The organism is Burkholderia orbicola, assembly GCF_900100915.1.
Lineage (GTDB): Bacteria > Pseudomonadota > Gammaproteobacteria > Burkholderiales > Burkholderiaceae > Burkholderia > Burkholderia orbicola.
In genome coordinates, this window is the sequence record NZ_FNKW01000001.1 from 2200807 (window position 1) to 2221141 (window position 20335).

21 protein-coding genes and 1 tRNA gene are annotated in these 20335 nt (G+C 66.8%); 6 read left to right on the top strand and 16 right to left on the bottom strand.

Going from position 1 to position 20335, the window contains the following annotated elements; all coding sequences use genetic code 11:
- Positions 1-374 precede the first annotated feature (374 nt).
- Positions 375-1349, bottom strand: coding sequence for a DNA-binding protein YbiB (gene ybiB / locus BLS50_RS10515; RefSeq protein WP_011546254.1), 975 nt, complete (start codon positions 1347-1349; stop codon positions 375-377).
- A gap of 177 nt (positions 1350-1526) precedes the next feature.
- Between ybiB and maiA the strand changes: the two genes are divergently transcribed.
- Positions 1527-2171: a maleylacetoacetate isomerase gene (gene maiA, locus BLS50_RS10520; RefSeq protein ID WP_074802174.1), complete on the top strand. Its 645-nt coding sequence runs from the start codon at positions 1527-1529 to the stop codon at positions 2169-2171.
- Between the two features lie 95 nt (positions 2172-2266).
- Here the strand turns inward: maiA and ftsY are convergent, their stop codons facing one another.
- On the bottom strand, positions 2267-3433 hold the full coding sequence (gene ftsY, locus BLS50_RS10525; protein ID WP_074802175.1) for a signal recognition particle-docking protein FtsY: 1167 nt from the start codon (positions 3431-3433) through the stop codon (positions 2267-2269).
- A gap of 216 nt (positions 3434-3649) precedes the next feature.
- Here ftsY and rsmD point away from each other — a divergent pair, with 216 nt between their 5' ends.
- The 3 genes from rsmD to BLS50_RS10540 all read left to right on the top strand — a co-directional run bounded on the left by rsmD (position 3650) and on the right by BLS50_RS10540 (position 5198).
- Positions 3650-4264, top strand: coding sequence for a 16S rRNA (guanine(966)-N(2))-methyltransferase RsmD (gene rsmD, locus BLS50_RS10530; RefSeq protein ID WP_012329248.1), 615 nt, complete (start codon positions 3650-3652; stop codon positions 4262-4264).
- Positions 4265-4375: 111 nt separating this feature from the next.
- Entirely contained in the window at positions 4376-4873 is a 498-nt protein-coding gene (gene coaD, locus BLS50_RS10535; protein WP_006477773.1) for a pantetheine-phosphate adenylyltransferase, read from the top strand.
- A 58-nt stretch (positions 4874-4931) separates the two neighbouring features.
- The gene (locus tag BLS50_RS10540) at positions 4932-5198 is read left to right on the top strand and encodes a YfhL family 4Fe-4S dicluster ferredoxin (protein WP_074802176.1); all 267 of its coding nucleotides are present in this window, start codon (positions 4932-4934) and stop codon (positions 5196-5198) included.
- 80 nt (positions 5199-5278) lie between these two features.
- On the opposite strand, the gene hisC is transcribed toward BLS50_RS10540, so the two are convergent.
- The 8 genes from hisC to BLS50_RS10580 form a co-directional block, all read right to left on the bottom strand.
- Positions 5279-6346: a histidinol-phosphate transaminase gene (gene hisC, locus BLS50_RS10545; RefSeq protein WP_074802177.1), complete on the bottom strand. Its 1068-nt coding sequence runs from the start codon at positions 6344-6346 to the stop codon at positions 5279-5281.
- Positions 6347-6463: 117 nt separating this feature from the next.
- Positions 6464-7063, bottom strand: a complete 600-nt coding sequence (pth, locus tag BLS50_RS10550) for an aminoacyl-tRNA hydrolase (RefSeq protein WP_006477776.1) — start codon at positions 7061-7063, stop codon at positions 6464-6466.
- Between the two features lie 120 nt (positions 7064-7183).
- The gene (locus tag BLS50_RS10555) at positions 7184-7789 is read right to left on the bottom strand and encodes a 50S ribosomal protein L25/general stress protein Ctc (protein WP_011546248.1); all 606 of its coding nucleotides are present in this window, start codon (positions 7787-7789) and stop codon (positions 7184-7186) included.
- 157 nt (positions 7790-7946) lie between these two features.
- Positions 7947-8909, bottom strand: coding sequence for a ribose-phosphate pyrophosphokinase (locus BLS50_RS10560; RefSeq protein WP_006477778.1), 963 nt, complete (start codon positions 8907-8909; stop codon positions 7947-7949).
- A gap of 44 nt (positions 8910-8953) precedes the next feature.
- Positions 8954-9030 (bottom strand) — tRNA-Gln (locus BLS50_RS10565).
- 55 nt (positions 9031-9085) lie between these two features.
- On the bottom strand, positions 9086-9967 hold the full coding sequence (gene ispE, locus BLS50_RS10570; RefSeq protein ID WP_074802178.1) for a 4-(cytidine 5'-diphospho)-2-C-methyl-D-erythritol kinase: 882 nt from the start codon (positions 9965-9967) through the stop codon (positions 9086-9088).
- Positions 9968-9994: 27 nt separating this feature from the next.
- Positions 9995-10615 (bottom strand): lipoprotein insertase outer membrane protein LolB, encoded by a 621-nt coding sequence (gene lolB / locus BLS50_RS10575; protein WP_012329245.1) that lies wholly within the window; start codon positions 10613-10615, stop codon positions 9995-9997.
- Positions 10615-12438, bottom strand: a complete 1824-nt coding sequence (locus BLS50_RS10580) for a tetratricopeptide repeat protein (protein ID WP_012329244.1) — start codon at positions 12436-12438, stop codon at positions 10615-10617. The genes lolB and BLS50_RS10580 overlap by 1 nt, the downstream gene beginning before the upstream one ends.
- 246 nt (positions 12439-12684) lie before the next feature.
- Here BLS50_RS10580 and mutM point away from each other — a divergent pair, with 246 nt between their 5' ends.
- Both mutM and mutY read left to right on the top strand, forming a co-directional pair.
- The gene (gene mutM / locus BLS50_RS10585) at positions 12685-13512 is read left to right on the top strand and encodes a bifunctional DNA-formamidopyrimidine glycosylase/DNA-(apurinic or apyrimidinic site) lyase (protein ID WP_011546243.1); all 828 of its coding nucleotides are present in this window, start codon (positions 12685-12687) and stop codon (positions 13510-13512) included.
- A gap of 24 nt (positions 13513-13536) precedes the next feature.
- Positions 13537-14643 (top strand): A/G-specific adenine glycosylase, encoded by a 1107-nt coding sequence (gene mutY / locus BLS50_RS10590; protein ID WP_011546242.1) that lies wholly within the window; start codon positions 13537-13539, stop codon positions 14641-14643.
- A gap of 113 nt (positions 14644-14756) precedes the next feature.
- Here the strand turns inward: mutY and BLS50_RS10595 are convergent, their stop codons facing one another.
- The 6 genes from BLS50_RS10595 to BLS50_RS10620 all read right to left on the bottom strand — a co-directional run bounded on the left by BLS50_RS10595 (position 14757) and on the right by BLS50_RS10620 (position 20231).
- The gene (locus BLS50_RS10595) at positions 14757-15392 is read right to left on the bottom strand and encodes an LON peptidase substrate-binding domain-containing protein (RefSeq protein WP_011546241.1); all 636 of its coding nucleotides are present in this window, start codon (positions 15390-15392) and stop codon (positions 14757-14759) included.
- Between the two features lie 27 nt (positions 15393-15419).
- A complete protein-coding gene (gene rapZ / locus BLS50_RS10600) occupies positions 15420-16328 on the bottom strand; it encodes an RNase adapter RapZ (RefSeq protein WP_006477783.1) in 909 nt (302 codons plus the stop codon).
- A 74-nt stretch (positions 16329-16402) separates the two neighbouring features.
- On the bottom strand, positions 16403-17371 hold the full coding sequence (gene hprK, locus BLS50_RS10605) for an HPr(Ser) kinase/phosphatase (RefSeq protein ID WP_006483133.1): 969 nt from the start codon (positions 17369-17371) through the stop codon (positions 16403-16405).
- A 129-nt stretch (positions 17372-17500) separates the two neighbouring features.
- Positions 17501-18013: a PTS sugar transporter subunit IIA gene (locus tag BLS50_RS10610; RefSeq protein WP_027806888.1), complete on the bottom strand. Its 513-nt coding sequence runs from the start codon at positions 18011-18013 to the stop codon at positions 17501-17503.
- A 194-nt stretch (positions 18014-18207) separates the two neighbouring features.
- On the bottom strand, positions 18208-18567 hold the full coding sequence (gene hpf, locus BLS50_RS10615) for a ribosome hibernation-promoting factor, HPF/YfiA family (protein ID WP_006477786.1): 360 nt from the start codon (positions 18565-18567) through the stop codon (positions 18208-18210).
- Positions 18568-18725: 158 nt separating this feature from the next.
- The gene (locus tag BLS50_RS10620; RefSeq protein WP_074802179.1) at positions 18726-20231 is read right to left on the bottom strand and encodes an RNA polymerase factor sigma-54; all 1506 of its coding nucleotides are present in this window, start codon (positions 20229-20231) and stop codon (positions 18726-18728) included.
- Between the last annotated feature and the right edge of the window lie 104 nt (positions 20232-20335).

A 20335-nucleotide genomic window follows, 5' to 3' on the forward strand; every position in this document is an offset into this window, starting at 1 on the left:
CTGGACCTCGGGTCTCAAGTCGCGAGCGAAGACGGGCGGCATGGGCGACGGTTGGCGCTGCCTCGCATCCGGCGCGCGATGGCGCCGCGGATGCGGATGATCTTCGCGAATCGGCCGACGGATGGACGGACGAATGCTGACGACTTCGGGTTGTAAAAACTGCGAGAGGGGTACGGCGAGGAACTGCTGGGAGGACCGTGCGGACGGCACACGGCGCTACGACAGCCTTAGGCTAGTCGTAGCGATAGCGGCCGCGCTAGGCGGCCGGAGGTAATTCGGAGGGGGTTCGGAAAGGAACGCATGACGGTCACTCTATGCCAGGATGCGCCCGCGTGTCAAATGTCGGGGTAAAGGGGCGGGTCGTCGTCGCGCCGTCAGCGCGCGATGCGGGCGATCTGCACGATCGTCGCGACCTGTCGCGCCACGGTGTCGGGCACCGGCACCTCGCCGCGCAGCACGGCGTCCGTCCACGCGGCCGTGGTCGCCGCATCGCGCGACTCGGGCAGCGCGACGGGCGGCGCGTCGGTCGACGAACGCTCGGCGTCGATCAGCGTGTCGCACACGCCGTCGTGCAGCCAGTCGACCTGCACCTGGCGCCGCGTGTCGGCCACCGCTTCGCCTTCGGTGCCGCGCGCGAGCAGCGCGCCGCCGAGCGCGGCGTCCGGATGATCGCGGAACAACTGCGCGAGGCTGTCGCGGTACGGCGGATGCGTGTAGTTGACGAGCCGCAGGCCGGCCGGCGCGAACGGTTGCAGGATCTTCACGAGCGTATGCGTGGAGTTCCGTACGCCGAGCACGCCGCGCATCGACAGCAGGCGCGCGATGCGCGGCGCCAGCACGTCGATCGGCGCGAACGCGACGCGGCGTTCGGCGAGCGTATCCTCGATCGCATCGTGCGACGTTGACGGCGCGAGCGACAGCGCCGAGAAGATCTCGGCGCTCGTCACGCGGCCCGGGTCTTGCTCCACCCCGTGCACCAGCACCGGCACGCCTTCGCGCGCGAGCAGCAGCGCGAGCAGCGGCACGAGGTTCGGTTGCTTGCGCGCACCGTTGTAGCTCGGGATCGACACCGGGCGGAACGCGGCGTCCTGTACGTGCACGGGCTCGAACGACGCCTGCGCGGCGGCGAGCATCGCGGCCAGTTCGTCGGCGGATTCGCCCTTCAGCCGATAGGCGATCAGGATCGCGCCGAGTTCGACGTCCGACACGCGCGCATCGAGCATCGCGCGATAGAGCGCGAACGTGTCCTCGGCGGACAGGGCGCGCGCGCCGTTCGGGCCGCGGCCGATTTCCTTGATGAAGCGGGCGCAAGGGAACGGAGCGGCGGCGGGATCGTGGGAAGCGGTCATCGGAACGTGGGGCGGGCGGCCGGCATCGGGCCGCGCGGTGAGCGGTAAGGAATGCCCCGAGTATCGCACGGGCGCGGCCGCCCATCGTGCCGCGCTACACTCTGGGTCCCGGCGGCGCGCGCCGCTGCGCCGCGCCCAGGCCGCCGCCGGCCGAATACGACCAAAGAGAGACATCCCATGAAGCTCTACAGCTATTTCCGCAGTTCCGCGTCGTACCGCGTGCGGATTGCGTTGAACCTCAAGCAGCTGCCGTTCGACTATGCACCCGTACACATGCTGCGCGACGGCGGCGAGCAACTGAAGGACGCGTACCGCGCGCTGAACCCGGATGCGGTCGTGCCGACGCTGATCGATGGCGACGCGACGCTGCAGCAGTCGCTCGCGATCATCGAATATCTCGACGAAACCCATCCCGAGCCCCCGTTGCTGCCGAAGCAGCCGGCCGATCGTGCCTATGTGCGGGCGGTCGCGCTGCAGATCGCATGCGAAATCCACCCGCTCAACAACCTGCGCGTGCTGAAGTATCTGAAGCACACGCTGAAAGTGCCGGAGGAAGCAAAGAACGCGTGGTACCGGCACTGGATCGAGGCGGGCTTCGACACGCTCGAGACGCGTCTCGCGAACGATCCGCGCACCGGCAAGCTGTGCTTCGGCGACACGCCGACGCTCGCCGACGTGTGCCTCGTACCGCAGGTGTTCAACGCGAACCGCTTCTCGATCGACACGACGCGTTTCCCAACGATCCAGCGGATCGTCGACCATGCGGCGACGATCGATGCGTTCAAGGCTGCCGAGCCGGGCGTGCAGCCGGACGCGGAATGAGCGCGGAATGCGCGCAGCGGCCCGTGGCGGGCAGGATCGGGCCCGCATGAAAAAGGGCGCCCGAAGGCGCCCCGTGCGAGGCGGGCCGGCGGTGTTCAGCCGAGCAGCGCGTCCGCGAATTCGACCGCGCTGAACGGCTGCAGGTCCTCGACCTTCTCGCCGACGCCGATGAAGTAGACCGGCACCGGCCGTTGCCGCGCGATCGCCGCGAGAATCCCGCCCTTCGCGGTGCCGTCGAGCTTCGTGACGATCAGGCCGGTCAGGCCCAGCGCGTCGTCGAAGGCCTTCACCTGCGTGAGCGCGTTCTGGCCGGTGTTCGCGTCGATCACCAGCAGCACCTCGTGCGGCGCGCCGTCGTGCGCCTTCGCGATCACGCGCTTCACCTTCTTCAGCTCTTCCATCAGGTGGAGTTGCGTCGGCAGGCGGCCGGCCGTATCGGCCATCATCACGTCGATCTTGCGCGCGCGCGCGGCGCTGACCGCGTCGAAGATCACCGCGGCCGGATCGCCGCTTTCCTGCTGCACGACCGTCACGTTGTTGCGCTCGCCCCAGACTGCCAGCTGTTCGCGCGCGGCCGCGCGGAACGTGTCGCCGGCGGCCAGCAGCACCGACTGGTCGAAGCTCTGCAGATGCTTCGCGAGCTTGCCGATGCTGGTCGTCTTGCCCGCGCCGTTCACGCCGGTGATCATCATCACGAGCGGTTGCGCGCGGCCGAGCATCAGCGATTTCTCGAGCGGCGTCAGCAGCTCGACGAGCAGGTCGTGCAGTGCATCCTTCACCTGCTGCGGATCGGTCAGCCGGCCCGCGCGCACCTTCTCGCGCAGCGCGTCGAGCAGGTATTCGGTCGCGTCGACGCCCGCGTCGGACATCAGCAGCGCGGTTTCGAGCTCCTCGTACAGATCCTCGTCGATCTTCGTATTGACGAACACGCCGGTGATGCTCGAGCCCGTCTTCGCGAGCCCCGTTTTCAGGCGCGCGAGCCATGACTTCTTCGCGGACGCGTCCTGCAGCGGCGGCGGGACGATCTCGACCGTCTCGACGACTTCGTCGCGGCCGTCGTTGGTCGGCGTGACCGTCATCACGACGGCCGGCGCAGCCGGTTGCGCGCTCGCCTGCGGCACGTCGGCCGCGGGCGGCGCGTCGAGCACGGGCGCCGTCTCGGCCGCGTCGGACGCTTCGTCCGTTTGCTGCGCGTCGGCCGATTGCGATTCCGCCGGATCGGGCTCCTGCGTTTTCTTGAATCGTTTGAAGAAACTGAACATGGTCTGACGTCGGGAAGAGGGTGGGCCGCCGCCGGGAGCGGGGCGCCGGACGGGCCGTTCTGCGTTCGCGCGGGCGCGGCGCACGGCGGCCGAAACCGTGCATTTTATCAGTGCGGCGTGGCCCTCGCGTCAGTGCGCGTCGCCGCTGTGGTAACGTGCGCCTGTTTGGCGGCGCGCCCCTGCGCGCGCCCGGTTCCTCCGTCGTCGATATCCCGTATGTCCCGTTCCTCTTCCGGCCGCCCGGCGGCCCCTTCCAGTCGCGGCAAGCCGCACACGATCCGCATCATCGGCGGCGACTGGAAACGCACCCCGCTCGCGGTGCTCGATCTCGACGGCCTGCGCCCGACGCCCGATCGCGTGCGCGAGACGCTGTTCAACTGGCTCGGCCAGGATCTCGAAGGCTGGCGCTGCCTCGACCTGTTCGCGGGCACCGGCGCGCTCGGCTTCGAGGCCGCGTCGCGCGGCGCGGCGAGCGTCGTGATGGTCGAGCGCCATCCGCGCGCCGCGCAGCAGCTGCGTGCGATCAAGGACAAGCTCGGCGCCCGTTCGGTCGAGGTCGCCGAAGCCGATGCGCTGCGGCTCGCGGCCGGGCTCACGCCGGGCGCGTTCGACGTCGTGTTCCTCGATCCGCCGTTCGACGACCTCGCCGCGCTCGAGCGCGCGATCGCGCTGTCGGCGCCGCTCGTCGCGGCGGGCGGCGCGCTGTACGTCGAAACGGGGGCGGAACTCGACCCGGCCGCGCACGACGCGCTGGCGGGCTGGCAGGTGGTGAAGCACGGCAAGGCCGGTGCGGTTCACTATCATTTGCTGCGGCGCGAAAATGATGAATAATGCGCGTTCCATACGAGGCGGCGCGCCGCAAAGGCGACGCATGCCCATCTCGGCAGCGGCGCGTGCATCGCACGGCTGCCATCCCGTTTGCGTGATGACAGGAGGAGCGACATGGTAGTCGCCGTGTATCCCGGTACGTTCGATCCGCTGACGCGCGGGCACGAAGACCTCGTGCGGCGTGCGTCGAGCATTTTTGATACGCTGGTGGTGGGCGTTGCCGACAGCCGCGCGAAAAAGCCGTTTTTCTCGCTCGAGGAACGTCTGACGATTGCGAACGAGGTGCTCGGCCATTACCCGAACGTGAAGGTGATGAGTTTCACCGGCCTCCTGAAGGATTTCGTCCGCGTCAACAATGCGCGCGTGATCGTGCGCGGGCTGCGCGCCGTGTCCGATTTCGAATATGAGTTCCAGATGGCGGGGATGAACCGCTATCTGCTGCCCGACGTCGAGACGATGTTCATGACGCCGTCCGACCAGTACCAGTTCATCTCGGGGACGATCGTGCGCGAAATCGCGCAGTTGGGCGGCGATGTCAGCAAATTCGTGTTTCCGTCCGTCGAGAAGTGGCTGACCGAGAAAGTCACCGCGATGGGAGGCCCTGCCGCGTGATGCGGCGCGGCCGGTTTCATCGCGAAGCCGGCCGCCGGCCTGAAGAAGTGAGATCAGTATGGCTTTGATGATTACCGACGAGTGCATCAATTGCGACGTGTGCGAGCCCGAGTGCCCGAACGGCGCGATTTCGATGGGCCCGGATATCTACGTGATCGACCCGAACAAGTGCACCGAGTGCGTCGGCCATTTCGACGAACCGCAGTGCCAGCAGGTGTGTCCGGTCGAATGCATTCCGCGCGATCCGCAGCATGACGAATCGCACGCGCAATTGATGGAGAAGTACCACGCGTTGATCGCCGTGAAGGACGACGACGCGTCGTGATCCTGCGCTGACGCGCGCTTTGTGTAGCGCGCGTCGCGCTTTCTTTCAGATCGGCGCCGCCCGGCGCCGGTTCTTCCGTGTCAGGCCAGCAACTCGCGCAACGCCGCGACGAGCGCATCGCATTCGGCATCGGTGCCGACGGTGATGCGCAGATGCTGGTCGATCCGCGGCAGCCGGAAGTGCCGCACGAAAATTTCCCGTTCCTTCAGCTTGGCCGCGATCGCGCCCGCATCGTGCGCGGGATGGCGCGCGAACACGAAATTCGCGGCCGACGGCACGATCTCGAAGCCGAGTGCGTCGAGCGCGTGCGTGAGTCGCGCCCGGCTGTCGATCACGCGCCGGCAGGTGGCGTTGAAATAGTCGGTGTCTTCATACGCGGCCTGCGCGGCAACCTGTGCAAGCCGGTCGAGCGGGTACGAGTTGAAGCTGTCCTTCACGCGGTTCAGCGCGTCGATCAGCGCCGCGTCGCCGAACGCGAAGCCGACGCGCATGCCCGCGAGCGAGCGCGCCTTCGACGTCGTATGCACGACGAGCAGGTTCGGATGACGGTCGATCAGCGTGACGGCCGACTGCGCGCCGAAATCGACGTACGCTTCGTCGATCACGACCACCGACGACGGATTCGCGGCCGCGATCCGCTCGACGTCCGCGAGCGGCAGCGCGCGACCGGTCGGTGCATTCGGGTTCGGAAGCAGCACGCCGCCGGCGTCGTCGAGATAGTCGTCGACGCGGATCGAGAAATCGTCCGCGAGCGGCACGATCGTGGTCTCGACGCCGTACAGGCGCGCGTAGGTCGGGTAGAAGCTGTACGTGATGTCGGGAAAGCGCAGCGGCCGGTCGTGCTTGAGCAGCGCCTGGAACGCATGCGCGAGCACCTCGTCGGAGCCGTTGCCGACGAACACCTGTTCGGGCTGGATGCGGTGATGGGCCGCGACCGTCTCGCGCAGTGCGCGCGCGACCGGGTCCGGATAGCGGCGCAGCGTGTCGCCGGTCGCGCCGAGTTCGCGTGCGATTGCCGCGACGACACGCGGCGACGGCGGATAGGGATTCTCGTTGGTGTTCAGCTTGACGGGGTGCGCGAGCGCGGGCTGTTCGCCCGGCACGTAAGGCACGAGTTGCTGAACGACGTTGCTCCAGTAACGGCTCACCGCTTGGCTCCTGTCGGGCAAAGCGTCCAGATTACCGCATGTGCGCATCGCGGTGGGGCGGGCGAGGCCGCCCGGTTGCGCCGGCCGGCCGACGCTACCGGGCTGGTGCGGGTGCGGTCAGTTGCGATGCAGCTGCATCGTCGCGCGGTCGAGTTCGCCCTTGACGACCATCGGCATCACGGCAAGCGCGCGTTCGATCGAGGCGTCGATCACGTCCTGTTCCTCGCGGCGCGGCGGCTTCAGCACGAAGTTCGCGACGTCGGGCTTCGCGCCGGCGCGCGCGCTTTCCGGGATCAAGTCGCGCGGATGGCCGATGCCGATCCGCAGCCGCCAGTATTGCTGCGACGACAGGTGCGCGGTGATGTCCTTCAGGCCGTTGTGGCCGCCGCTGCCGCCGCCGAGCTTCAGCTTCACGGTGCCGGGCGGCAGGTCGAGCTCGTCGTGCGCGACGAGGATCTGGTCGGGCAGGATCTTGAAGAATTGCGCGAGCGCGACGACCGATTGGCCGGAGCGGTTCATGTAGGTCTGCGGCTCGAGCAGATGAACTTCCTCACCATGCAGGCGTGCTTTCGCATAGAAGCCGTGAAAGCGGCGTTCGTCGCGCAGCGTCGTGCCGGCTTCGCGGGCGAGCTGGTCGATCAGCCAGAAGCCGGCGTTGTGGCGCGTCGCGGTGTATTCCGCCCCGGGATTGCCGAGGCCGACGATCAGTTTGATCATGACGTTTCGAAGGCGGCGGCAGCCGCCTGGGCGCAGAAAAAGAAAAACCCGCCGGGCAAGCCGCGGCGGGTTGCGTCGACCGTTTCGTGAAACGGATCGATGGGGCGCGTACGCAGCCGCTTAGGCAGCCGGCGTTTCGCCTTCTGCTGCGTCCGACACGGCGCCAGCCGGGACCGTCGCCGAAGCGATGACCGGGTTTTCCGCGTCGACGTGCGCGACCAGCGCGACGCCCTTCGGCAGTGCGATGTCCTTCGCATGCAGCGACTGACCGGCTTCGATCTTCGACAGGTCGACTTCGAGGAACTCCGGCAGGTCGGCCGGCAGGCACTCGATTTCGATTTCCGTCGCGACGTGCGAAACGATCGCGCTCGACAGCTTCACGGCCGGGCTGACTTCTGCGTTCAGGAAGTGCAGCGGTGCCTTCGTGTGCAGCTTCTTCTTCGCGTCGACGCGCTGGAAGTCAACGTGCAGCACGAGTTGCTTGAACGGGTGGTATTGCACGTCGCGCAGCAGAACCTGTTGCGACTGGCCAGCCACTTCCAGGTCGAGGATCGACGAGTGGAAGGCTTCCTTCTTCAGTGCATGCCACAGCGCGTTGTGATCCAGTTCGATCTTTTGCGGGGCTGCTTCGCCACCGTAGACGATACCCGTGGTCTTACCGGCGTTGCGCAGGCGGCGGCTCGCACCCGTACCTTGCTGTTGGCGCTCGAAAGCGACGACTTTCATGTGATTCTCCATTTGCTGCCCGCGACCAGGCAGTAAAACGGGGCCATCAGCGGCCCCCGATGAAACGGCCGGGGTTTCGTCTATCCCGTCCGATTGTGCAAAAAGCGAAGCGTTGCCGCTTCGCTTTCTGCGCATGCTTTGTTCCGTCGATTCGCGATCAGGATTCCGCGAACAGCGACATCACCGAATCGCCGCGGCGAATCCGCGAGAACGTCTCGGCCAGCAGGCTCGCGCTCGTCAGCGAGCGGATCTTGGAGCAGGCCAGCGATTCGGCCGACAGCGGGATCGTATCGGTGACGACCAGCTCGTCGAGTTCCGACGCGGCGATGCGATCCGCGGCGCCGCCCGACAGCACGGGGTGCGTCGCGTACGCGAACACCTGCTTCGCGCCGCGATCCTTCAGCACTTGCGCGGCCTTGCAGAGCGTGCCGGCCGTATCGACCATGTCGTCCATGATCACGCAGGTGCGGCCTTCGACTTCACCGATGATGTTCATCACTTCGGCGACGTTCGCCTTCGGGCGACGCTTGTCGATGATCGCGAGATCGCAGTTGAGCTGCTTCGCGAGTGCCCGGGCGCGCACCACGCCGCCGACGTCCGGCGACACGACGAGCAGATCCGAGTAGTTCTGCTTGCGCAGATCGCCCAGCAGGATCGGCGTCGCGTAGATGTTGTCGACCGGGATGTCGAAGAAGCCCTGAATCTGGTCGGCGTGCAGATCCATCGTGATGATCCGCTCGACGCCGGCGATTTCCAGCATGTTCGCGACGACCTTCGCCGAGATCGCGACACGCGCCGAACGCGGGCGACGATCCTGACGCGCATAGCCGAAGTAGGGGATGGCAGCGGTGATCCGGCCAGCGGATGCGCGCTTGAGCGCATCGACCATGATCATCAGTTCCATCAGGTTGTCGTTCGCCGGTGCGCACGTGGATTGCAGGACGAAGACGTCCTTGCCGCGCACGTTTTCCTGGATCTCGACCTGGATCTCGCCGTCGGAGAAACGGCTGACCATTGCTTTGCCGAGGGGGATACCAAGGATATTGACGACTTCCTGGGCGAGCGCGGGATTCGCGTTGCCAGTAAAGACCATCAGGCCATCATGGCTGTGGCTGCTCATCGTGCACCTGCTTCAGGCTTGGGCGGGAAATGCGGGAAAATTTTTGGCAGGGGAGGAAGGACTCGAACCCTCGCATGCCGGAATCAAAATCCGGTGCCTTGACCAACTTGGCGACTCCCCTACACTTAACTGATAACTTCACCGAACTTGTGTAGGCCGTTCGGCAAAGTAAAACTTCATGACGCGAAAGCGAAGAGCGGATGCTCGTTCAGACTCTCGGCAACTGCGCCATTCCAACTGGCGGGCAGGTTGGCTTTCGCCGCTTCTGCCTCGTGCTTGCTGTGAAACGCTGCAAACACGCTTGCTCCGGAGCCGGTCATCCTCGCGGGGGTCACATCATACAACCATTTGACCACCTGTGCAACTTCCGCGTACTTCCTTGTTACAACTTCCTGCATATCGTTCCGGCCGAAGCTATCTGGCCATTCCGCATCGCTGGTTTGCTGTGCAAGAAAGTCAGCAATTGTGACGGGCTTCGTATCTCTTGTCAACAACTCATCTGAAAATATTTCAGCGGTCGGGACATGAACGCGTGGCGTCACAACCAAGAACCAGCGAGTCGGCAATTCTACCTCAGCTAATTCTTCTCCGATACCCTCTGCGAACGCATTTTTTCCAAAAATAAAAAACGGGACGTCGGCACCGAGTTTGACCGCGAGCGACTGGAGCTCGGCGCGCGGCAAATCGAGTTGCCACAGGCGGTTCAGCGCGAGCAGCGTCGTCGCCGCGTCGGAGCTGCCGCCGCCGAGGCCGGCGCCCATCGGCAAGATCTTGTCGATCTCGATGTCGACGCCGTGCGCGGTACCCGTATGCGCTTTCAGCAGGTTGGCCGCGCGGACGACCAGATCGCTTTTCTCGGGCACGCCGGCTACGTCGGTGACGCGTGCGACACGGCCGTCGTCGCGCCGCGTGAAGTGCAGCGTGTCGCCCCAGTTCAGCAGCTGGAATACGCTCTGCAGATCGTGATAGCCGTTCGGACGACGGCCGGTGATGTGCAGGAACAGGTTGAGTTTCGCGGGCGCCAGGCAGTTGCGCAGCGAGCGGGTCGAATCGGTCATGCGGGTATCGGGGCTAGGCGCGCGTGCTCACTGATCGAGCACGAGCTTGATGTCGAGCGGCGGCGTCGCGCGCACGAGGTTGACGCGTTTGACGCCCGTGGCCGGGGCATCCGCGTAGGCAAGGTAGTCGATCGTCCAGCCGTCCTGACGCAACTGCTTGATGCGCGTGCCGTCGGCCGGGTCGCGCACGGTTTCGGCGGGCGTCGCGGGCGCGGCGGTCGGCAGCAGCCAGTAGCGCAGGCCCGCGAGCGGCAGCTCGAAGCCGAGCGTCTTCTGCATTAGGTCGCCGACGTCAGGCGCATATTGGGTCGGCCGGTTCGGCAATTCGAGCGACGCCGCGCGCGGCGTCGACTTCACGACCGCGAGCGTCTGGCCGAGCGGGCTGCGCAGTTCGAGCGACACGTCGTCGCCGTGCTCCTGCCAGTCGAAGTTGCCGTACACGTTCTGCGGGTTGCCGAGACGATCGTCGTAGCGCACCGCGAAGCGGCCATGGTAGGCATGCGTTGCGGCCGTTTGCAGTACGGCGCCCGTCGGTGCATTGGCCGACGGCGGCGTGCTCGCGCAGCCGGCGAGCGCGAGCGCCGCGCCGGCCGCGGCCAGCGCGCGCTGCGCGCGGGAGGGCAGGGAAAACATCGGGAACATCTGCATCAGAGGCCGTTGATCTGCAGGCGTTTCAGCGTCTGCACCAGCGTTTCGTTGTCGGGCTCGAGCTTCTGCGCGGCACGCCACGCGTTGCGCGCGTCGTCCTGCGCGCCGCTCTTCCACAGCACTTCGCCGAGATGCGCGCCGATTTCGGCGTTCGGCTGCAGTTCGTATGCACGCTGCAGCACCTTCGTCGCGCCGGCCGTGTCGCCCATCCGGTACTTCACCCAGCCGAGGCTGTCCATGATGTACGCGTCGTTCGGCGCGAGCGCCATCGCCTTGTCGATCAGCTTGCTTGCCTCGGGCAGGCGCTGGTTGCGATCGGCGAGCGAATAGCCGAGCGCGTTGTAGGCCTGCGGGTTGTCGGGCTGCGTACGGATCAGCTCGCGCAACTGCTTTTCCATCGTCGCGTAGTGGCCGGTCTTTTCGGCCGCCATCGCGTAGTCGTAGCGCAGGTCGGGGTCGTCCGGGAAGTCCTGGACGGCCTGCCCGAGCCGCGCCTCCGCTTCCGGATAGCGCTTCGCGGTGAACAGGATCGACGCATCGGTGCGCGCCACCACGGCCGCGTCGCGCGGATCCGAGATCGGCAGGTTGTCGAGCACCTTGCGCGCCTCGTCGGTCTTGCCCTGTTTCTGCAGCAGCTGCGCGCGCGTGATCTGCGCGGGCAGGTAGTGCTGGCTCGTCTGGTCGACCTTGTCGAGCCATTGCGACGCCTGCGCGTCGTTGTTCTGGTCGATCGCGATCTGCGCGAGATAGATGTAGCCCTGGCCGACGTCGAGGTTCGGCTGCTTGTCGCCGAGCTGCACGTACTGCTTCAGGTAGCCGGTCGCCTCGTCGAGTTTCTTCTGCTGGATCTTGATCAGCGCGAGCGCCATCAACGGCGTCGGGTCCTTCGCGTCGAGCTTGCGCATCGTCTCGAACTGCTTCTGCGCGTCGTCGAGGCGATCGTCGGCGAGATAGAGCTGCGACAGCGCCAGCCGCGCGTCGCGCGACTTCGGATTCTGCTGAACATACTTCTCGAACGACGCGATGCCCGCCGCACGTTCCGCCGGCCCCATCTGCGATAGCATCAGCGCTGCCGGCAGGTAGTCGGGGCGGAGCTGCAGCGCCTGCTTCAGCGACTGCGCGGCGCCGTCCTTGTCGTCGACCGCGAGCTGCTGCCGCGCGATCGCGAGCTGCGCCTCGGGGCGATTCATGTCGTTCTTCAGCATGTCCTTCAGCACCGCGAGGCCACCGACGCGGTCGGGGCCGCGCACCAGCAGCGCCTGCAGCGCGAGGATCGCCGGGCCGCGCGTGTCGCCGCTCGCGCGGGCCAGCTCGCGCGCGAGCATCGGCTGCGCGTCGGCCGGCTTGCCGGCGAGCACCAGCAGCGCGGCGTCGACCTGCGACGCCCGGTTCGAATCCGGTGCGTATTGACGCCACAGGTTCGCGGCGGACAGCGCGTCGGCCGGGCTCTGTGCGCCGAGCGCGATTTCGGTCGCGCGCTGCGCCATGCGCGGATCGCGCGTGTCGCGGGCCAGCGCGAGGTAGGTCTGGTAGGCCGGCGCTGGCTGGTTGCGCTGGAGCGCGACCTCGGCGGCGAGCACCTGGTAGACGATCTGGCTCGTCAGCGGCACGCCGGGGAGATTTTTCTGCTCGTCCGGCATCACATGCTCGAACGCACCCTGCGGCTCCGCGTCGTCCGATGCCGGATCCTGCGCGTGGGCCGGAAAGGCGGTGAGGGTCCAGGCGGCAAACAGCGCGGCACCGAGTGCACGGCGGACCGGGAAGGCGCGCGCGCCGCGCACGGCGGCGGGGCGCTCCTGAAGCAGCTTCGAGGGCAGGGTCATGGAAATCCGTTCGATGTTTCAACCGATTGTAACGCGCTCGCTACAATACACGCACGATCGTGATAGGGTCCGCTTACCTGTGGAACCCCCATGCGAATGCCCGAAATCGCCCGCCTCGCGTGCCGCCAGGCGGGCGATTTCGGGCATTCCCGTGTTTCATTCGGGGTCGCCGCGAGAACGGCCGTTCTCGTGGCGCCGCATGCGCGTTCACCCTGTAAACAGACCGTAGCCTCAGACCCGCAAAACATGCCAGAGTTGCCAGAAGTCGAAGTCACGCGCCGGGGCATCGAGCCCTTTGTCGCGGGCCGCCGCGTCGAGCGTGTCGACGTCCGTACCGCGATGCTGCGCTGGCCCGTGCCGGCGGGGCTCGCCGAGCAGTTGCGCGCGCGCGAGGTGCTCGCCGTCGAGCGCCGCGGCAAGTACCTGCTGTTCGAGGTCGACGCGGGCTGGTTCATCGTCCATCTCGGGATGACGGGCACGCTGCGCGTGCTGCCCGCGGCCGGCGTGCCGGTCGCCGCGAAGCACGACCACATCGACTGGATCTTCGACGAATTCGTGCTGCGCTTCCGCGATCCGCGCCGCTTCGGCGCCGTGCTGTGGCACCCGCGCGAAGCAGGCGACGTGCATGCGCATCCGCTTCTCGCGAGCCTCGGCGTCGAGCCGTTCTCGCCGGCATTCACCGGCGCGCTGCTGCATGCGCGCACGCGCGGCCGCACGGTGTCGGTCAAGCAGGCGCTGCTCGCGGGCGACATGGTCGTCGGTGTCGGCAACATCTATGCGTCGGAGAGCCTGTTTCGCGCCGGCATCCGGCCGACGACGGCCGCCGGCAAGGTTTCGCTGCCGCGCTACGAGCGGCTGGCCGACGCGGTGCGCGCGACGCTCGCCGACGCGATCGAGCGCGGCGGCAGTACATTGCGCGATTTCGTCGGCAGCAACGGCGAAAGCGGCTACTTCCAGCTCGACTGCTTCGTCTACGATCGTGCCGGCCAGCCGTGCCGCGTTTGCGGCACGCCGGTTCGCCAGATCGTGCAGGGCCAGCGGTCGACCTATTTCTGCCCGACGTGCCAGCGTTGAAACCCTTTTCCACAATTCGATAACTTGAAGCCGCCCCGCATCGCCCCCGCTCCGTTCCCCGTCACGCCGCTGCACCGCACGTTCGCCACGCGTCTCGTCGCGTGGCAGCGCGCGCATGGCCGCCATGACCTGCCATGGCAGAACACCCGCGATCCGTACCGGATCTGGCTGTCGGAAATCATGCTGCAGCAGACGCAGGTATCGACCGTCATTCCGTATTACACGCGCTTTCTCGACCGCTTCCCGGACGTCGCCGCGCTCGCGGCCGCGCCGAGCGACGACGTGATGGCGTTGTGGGCGGGCCTCGGCTACTACTCGCGCGCGCGCAACCTGCACCGCTGCGCGCAGGTCGTCGTCGCCGAGCACGGTGGTGTGTTTCCCGCGACGCCCGACGCGCTGGCCGAACTGCCGGGCATCGGCCGTTCGACGGCCGCCGCGATCGCGTCGTTTGCGTACGGTGCGCGCGCGACGATCCTCGACGGCAACGTGAAGCGCGTGCTTGCGCGGGTATTCGGCGTCGAGGGCTTTCCGGGCGAGAAGCGTGTCGAGAACGACATGTGGGCGCTCGCCGAATCGCTGCTGCCCGATGCCGCGAACCCGGCCGACGTGAGCGCGTATACGCAGGGGCTGATGGATCTGGGCGCGACGCTGTGCGTGCGCGGCAAGCCCGACTGCGCGCGCTGCCCGTTCGCGGGCGACTGCGTCGCGCAATCGACCGGCCGCCAGCGCGAACTGCCGGCCGCGCGGCCCAAGAAGGCCGTGCCGACGCGCAAGACCTGGATGCTCGTGCTGCGCGACGGCGACGCCGTGCTGCTCGAGCGACGGCCGCCGACCGGCATCTGGGGCGGGCTGTGGAGCCTGCCGCAAGCGGACGGCGATGCCGCGCTCGCGGAGCTTGCACGCGGCTTCGGCGGCGGCGGCACGGTGCCGCTCGCGCCGCTCACGCATACGTTCACGCATTTCCGGCTCGAGATCGAGCCGCGGCTGAGCGATCTGGCGGACGGCGGTGGCCTGCCGTCGCAGGCGCGCGACGCGGACACCGCATGGGTGCCGCTGAGCCGGCTCGACGCGTACGGCGTGCCGGCGCCCGTGCGCAAGCTGCTCGATGCGCTAAGCGGGCCGCTGCTGTAACGAACGGGAAGGGCGCGGCGCGGGCCGCGTTTGGAAAGGTGCCGGGTTGCCGTGGGCAGGACAGGTCGTCGGGCGCACGCGGCACGCAATGCGCGGCGGCTCAGGCGCGGCAGTTACAGCCAGCCGTGCCGGTCGAGTACGTGGTGCACGGCGTCGATGCGCGCGCCGACGTCCGGAAACTCCATCAGCTTCTGCCGCGCGCGCAGGTCGAGCGGCAGCAGCTCGGCGAGGCGATTCGATACCCAGCTCGGATCGTCGAGGCGGAACGGTTCGCCGAACGGCATTTTCTCCGGATCGGACTTCTTCAGCGCGTCGATGATGCGCTCGAGCACCTCGGCGCACGAGCCGAACTGCGCGAGCGCCTGTTCGCCTTCGAGCGGGATGTCGTCGGGCAGCGGCTCCGCGATGCCGACCAGCAGCCCGTTGCCTTCGACGCGATACGACAGCAGCTCGAAACGCTGCGTGCCGACCGCCTGCAGATACAGCATCCCGAATTCGCCGGTATCGCACTCGGTGATGCGCGCCATGCAGCCGATGGTTTCGGGCACTGACACCGCGCCGTCCTGCGCGACTTCGGGCCCGCTCTTCAGCAGGCACACGCCGAATGGTGCGTCGTCGCGCAGGCATGCGCGCGACATGTCGAGATAGCGCGCCTCGAACACCTTGAGCGGGAGCAGCCCTCCGGGAAACAGCACCGTGTGCAGCGGAAACAGCGGCAGGTCGATCAGGGTGGTCGATAGGGAGGACATGGCACGCGGGCGTGGGAGCGGGTGTCGCTAGGGTCGGTCGACCTCGGAGACGAGCCGCGACGACGCGTCGACATCCACTGGCGCGTCACGATGCCGCACGATCACGTTCGCGTCGCGCGCGAGGCGCGCGGCGAGCGTTTCCGCGATGAACACCGAGCGATGCTGGCCGCCCGTACAGCCGATGGCGACGGTCAGGTAGCTGCGGTTGTCATCGCGGAAGTGCGGTAGCCATTTCATCAGGAACGCATGGATGTCGTCGATCATCTGATGGACGATCGGCAGTGCGTCGAGAAAGGCGATGACCGGCTGGTCGAGCCCGGTGAGCGGGCGCAACTGGTGGTCGTAGTACGGATTTGGCAGCGCGCGCACGTCGAACATCAGATCGGCGTCGAGCGGCACGCCGCGCTTGAAGCCGAACGATTCGAACATCACCATCAGGTCGTTGTTCTTTTGCTCGATGAAGCGCTTGACCCAGGTGCGCAGCGCGTTCGCGCGCAGCGTGCTGGTATCGATCTGGTGGCCGAATTCGGCGAGCGGCGCGACGAGTTCGCGCTCGCGCTCGATCGCTTCCTCGAGCGACGACAGCAGGCCGACGTCCGCATCGTGCGACCGCGAGCCGGACAACGGATGGCGGCGGCGCGTTTCGGAGAAGCGCTGGATCAGCGCCTGGGTGCTCGCATTGAGGAACAGCACGCGCACGTCATGCTCGCGGGACAGCTCGCGGATCAGCCCGGGCATTTCGTCGAGCGACGCGCTCGAGCGCGCGTCGATCGCGACCGCGAGCCGGCGCTGGCCGTCCTGCGCGAGGTAGCGGGCGAGTTCGGGGAGCACGTGCGGCGGCAGGTTGTCGACGCAGTAATAGCCTGCGTCTTCGAGCGCGTTCAGCGCGACGGACTTGCCTGAGCCGGAGATGCCGGTGATGAGGACGATGCGCATGGGAACAGAGAATCCTGACGTTTCATCATAGCACCGGCTCGACGCGTCGGCGTTGCGCGGCCGGCGCGTGCGGGTTACACCAGTTTGCCGGGGAACTGACTGTCGGGATCTTGCATCGCGAGTCGTTGCCGATCCATGAAATCGCGCAACGTGTCGATTCCGCGCAACTGCAGGATCGTGTTCCGGACGGCCGCCTCGACGAGCACCGCGAGGTTGCGGCCGGCCGCAACCTGGATCGTGACCTTGCTGATCGGCAACCCGAGCACGTCGACGGTCTGGCTTTCGAGCGGCAGGCGCTGGAATTCGCCGTCGGGGCGCCGCACCAGCTGAACGATCAGCTTCAGCTTCATTTTTCGCCGCACCGCCGTTTCGCCGAAGATCGTCTTGATGTCGAGCAGGCCGAGGCCGCGCACTTCGAGCAGGTTCTGCAGCAGCGGCGGGCAGCGCCCTTCGACGAAATCGGGGCCAAGACGTACGAAATCGACCGCGTCGTCGGCGACGAGGCCGTGCCCGCGGCTGATCAGCTCGAGGCCGAGTTCGCTCTTGCCGAGGCCCGAATCGCCGGTCAGCAGCACGCCCATCCCGAGGATGTCGAGGAACACGCCGTGCAGCGTCGCGCGCGGCGCGAGGATGCGCGACATGTAGAGCCGCAGGCTGTCGATCACGGCGGCGGCCGACATCGGCGTCGTGAACAGCGGGGTAGACGAGCGCGTGCAGCGCAGCACCAGTTCGGGCGGCGCCGCGGCACCGCCGGCAACGACGAGGAACGGCGGCTCGAGCGCGATCAGCTCGGCCATGTGGCGCGAACGGTCTTCGTCGGTCTGGCGCTGGTAGTAGTCGATTTCGGCTTCGCCGAGCACCTGGATCCGGTTCGGGTGGATCAGGTTCAGGTGGCCGACGAGGTCGGCGCTCGACGTTGCGTTGCCGACCGTGTCGGCCGAAAAGCCGCGTTCCCAGCCTTCATGCCCCGTCAGCCAGCTCAGTTTCAGCGTGGCTGCGTTGTCGTCGAAGATGCTCTGGGCGTTGATGCTGGACGTATCCATGACTCTCGTCACTCCAATGGGCCGGTGCGGGCGCGCGGCGACGGACGTCGCCATGCCGGGCCGGCGCCGGGCGGCCCTGGACGGCGGCGTGGGCCGCCTCGTACGGGGAAATATTCCGCCCGGAACAACTCAAGGTTGCCACTGAGTGAGCAGGCGATGCAACTCGGCGATATCCGTTTCGTTGTGCAGACGCTCGCGTGCGTCGCGATCGGACAGCAGTTGCGCGATTTCCGACAGGATCTCGAGGTGCTGCTGGGTGGCTTGCTCGGGGACGAGCAGGAAGATCAGGAGGCCGACCGGCTGGCCGTCGGGCGCTTCGAACGGGATCGCATCGGCGAGGCGGACGAACGCGGCGAGCGGGTGCTTGAGGCCCTTGATGCGGCCGTGCGGAATCGCGACACCTTCGCCGAGCCCGGTCGAACCGAGGCGCTCGCGCGCGAACAGGTTGTCCGTGACGGTGCTGCGACCGATGCCGTTCTGATTCTCGAACATCAGCCCGGCTTGTTCGAAGACGCGTTTCTTGCTGGTGACCGAGAGGTCGATGACGACGTTCTCTATGGGCAGGATTTTGGCTAGGCGATTCATGTTGGCAGGCGATTGGGCGGCCTGGGGTCTCCTTGCGGCGGCGGACTGATTTTCCATGTTCGGCGATATCAAGGCATGTGGCATGGCAACCTGCAACGCAGCTACCGCATCCAACACCCCCCGGCGATAACCGGAACATTATAGAGCACAGCCGCGTGCGTGGCGCAGCACGGACGGACCGGTTGCACCTCCGCGCGGAGTGGCAAAAAAAACGCCCGGCGAACCGGGCGGCGTGCGTGTTGCGGTGACGGTTATTGCGGCGGCAGCTCGATCTGGTCGATCGACGGCTGCAGCTTGATCGGGTCGTGCGCGTGCGTTTGCAGGCGCTCCATGTGCTTGACGACCTGGCGATCCAGCTTGTCGATCAGCAGATCGATCGCGGCGTACAGGTTGCCGTTCGCGCTTTCGACGAAGATGTCCTTGCCCTTCAGGTGCAGGTTGATTTCCGCGCGCTGCTGCTTGTCCTTTTCCTTGTGGTTGTCGACCGAGAGGATCACAGTGCCATCGATCACCTGATCGCTATGCCGTAGCACCCGGTCCAGCTTGGTGATCACGTATTCGCGAATTGCAGGCGTGACTTCGAGATGATGTCCACTGATCTTCAGGTTCATAGTGCTTCTCCAAGCGAGTGGCCACCCGGCCGCATCGAGGCGGCGCTCCGGTCGACTTGCCCGTGCCGCACGAAGCGGCGTATCGCGGACAGATCGTCCGGCCTGTTCCCCGTGTGCGCGGTGGCCGGGACACGCCTGCCGCCGGGCAGGCAGCAGGCTTAAAGAGACTTGCGCAGATTCACTGCCGGGATCTTGAGGGCTTCGCGATATTTCGCAACCGTGCGGCGCGCGACCACGAAACCCTGTTCTGCCAGCAGCTCGGCAATGCGGCTGTCCGAAAGTGGCGATTTTGGGTCTTCAGCTCCTATCAGTTGCTTGATGAGGGCTCGGATGGCGGTCGACGAGGCGGCGCCACCGGTGTCGGTCGAGACGTGAGATCCGAAGAAGTACTTAAATTCAAGCGTCCCGAACGGGGTCAGCATGTACTTCCCGGTTGTCACACGGCTGACAGTCGACTCGTGTAGGCCCAGCGTATCAGCTATTTCCCGCAAAACCAAGGGGCGCATGGCAATTTCACCGTGCGCAAAGAAATTCTTCTGACGCTCGACAATAGCCTGCGCGACACGCAGGATCGTGTCGAAACGCTGCTGGATGTTCTTGATCAACCAGCGCGCTTCCTGCAGCTGCTGTTTCAACGATCCGGCCGACGGATCGCCGCGGCTGTTGCGCAGGATGTTCGCGTACAGGTTGTTGATCCGCAGGCGCGGCACGACCTCCGGATTGAGCTCCGCGAGCCATCCCTGGCCGACCTTCTTAACGATGATGTCGGGCACGACGTAGTCGGCCTCGGCCTTGCCGTAGGCGGCGCCGGGGAACGGCTCCAGCGAGCGGATCAGCGCGTGCGCGTCGCGCAGCGCGTCGTCGCTCGCCTTCAGGTGCTTGCGCAACCGTGTGAAGTCGCGTGCGGCGAGCAGTTCGAGATGCTGCGACACGATCTCGAGCGCGAGCGTGCGCGTGGGGGACGGATCGAGACGCAGCAGCTGCAGCTTCAGGCATTCGGAGGCCGAGCGCGCGCCGACGCCGGCCGGGTCGAAGCTGTGCAGCAGCGCGAGCGCCGCATTCAGTTCGTCGCCGTCGATTTCCAGTTCGGGCGGCAGGTCGGCGAGCACTTCGTCGAGCGTGGCGGTCAGGTAGCCGTCGTCGTCGAGCGATTCGATCAGGAACATCACGAGCGCGCGATCGCGCGGGCCGGCCTGCGTGACGCGCAACTGCGCCGAGAGATGATCGCGCAGCGACGTCGCGGCTTCCTGCACCTGCAGCGGCGGCAGGTCGTCGTCGTCGGACGCGCCGCTCGAGCGGCCGTATTCGTCGAGATTCCACTGCGGGCCGTCGTTGCCGTCACCGGACCCGTAGCCGTCGTATTCGTCGGCGCCGGCCGGCTCGTCGCGCTCGGCGCGATCGCTGGACGTGCTGCTGCCGTTGGTCGCGGTGGGCTCGGTGTTCTGTGCGGGCGGCGTCTGCGCGATCAGCGATCCGTCCGCCGCGACGCGCAGCGGGCTGGCGATCCATTCGTCGTCGTTCTCGAGCAGCGGGTTCTGCGCGACGGCCATCGCGACTTCCTGCTGCAATTCGAGCGTCGACAACTGCAGGAGCCGGATCGACTGCTGCAGCTGAGGCGTCAGCGCAAGATGTTGCGACAGGCGGAGTTGAAGGCTGGCTTTCATGGCAAGGAGGGAGTCATACCGGCAGTTTGCCACGACCCAGGCGCATTGAGCCATCCGCGATTACGCGCGGCGCGCCGCCCGGCCGCGGGCAGGGCCGCGGGCGT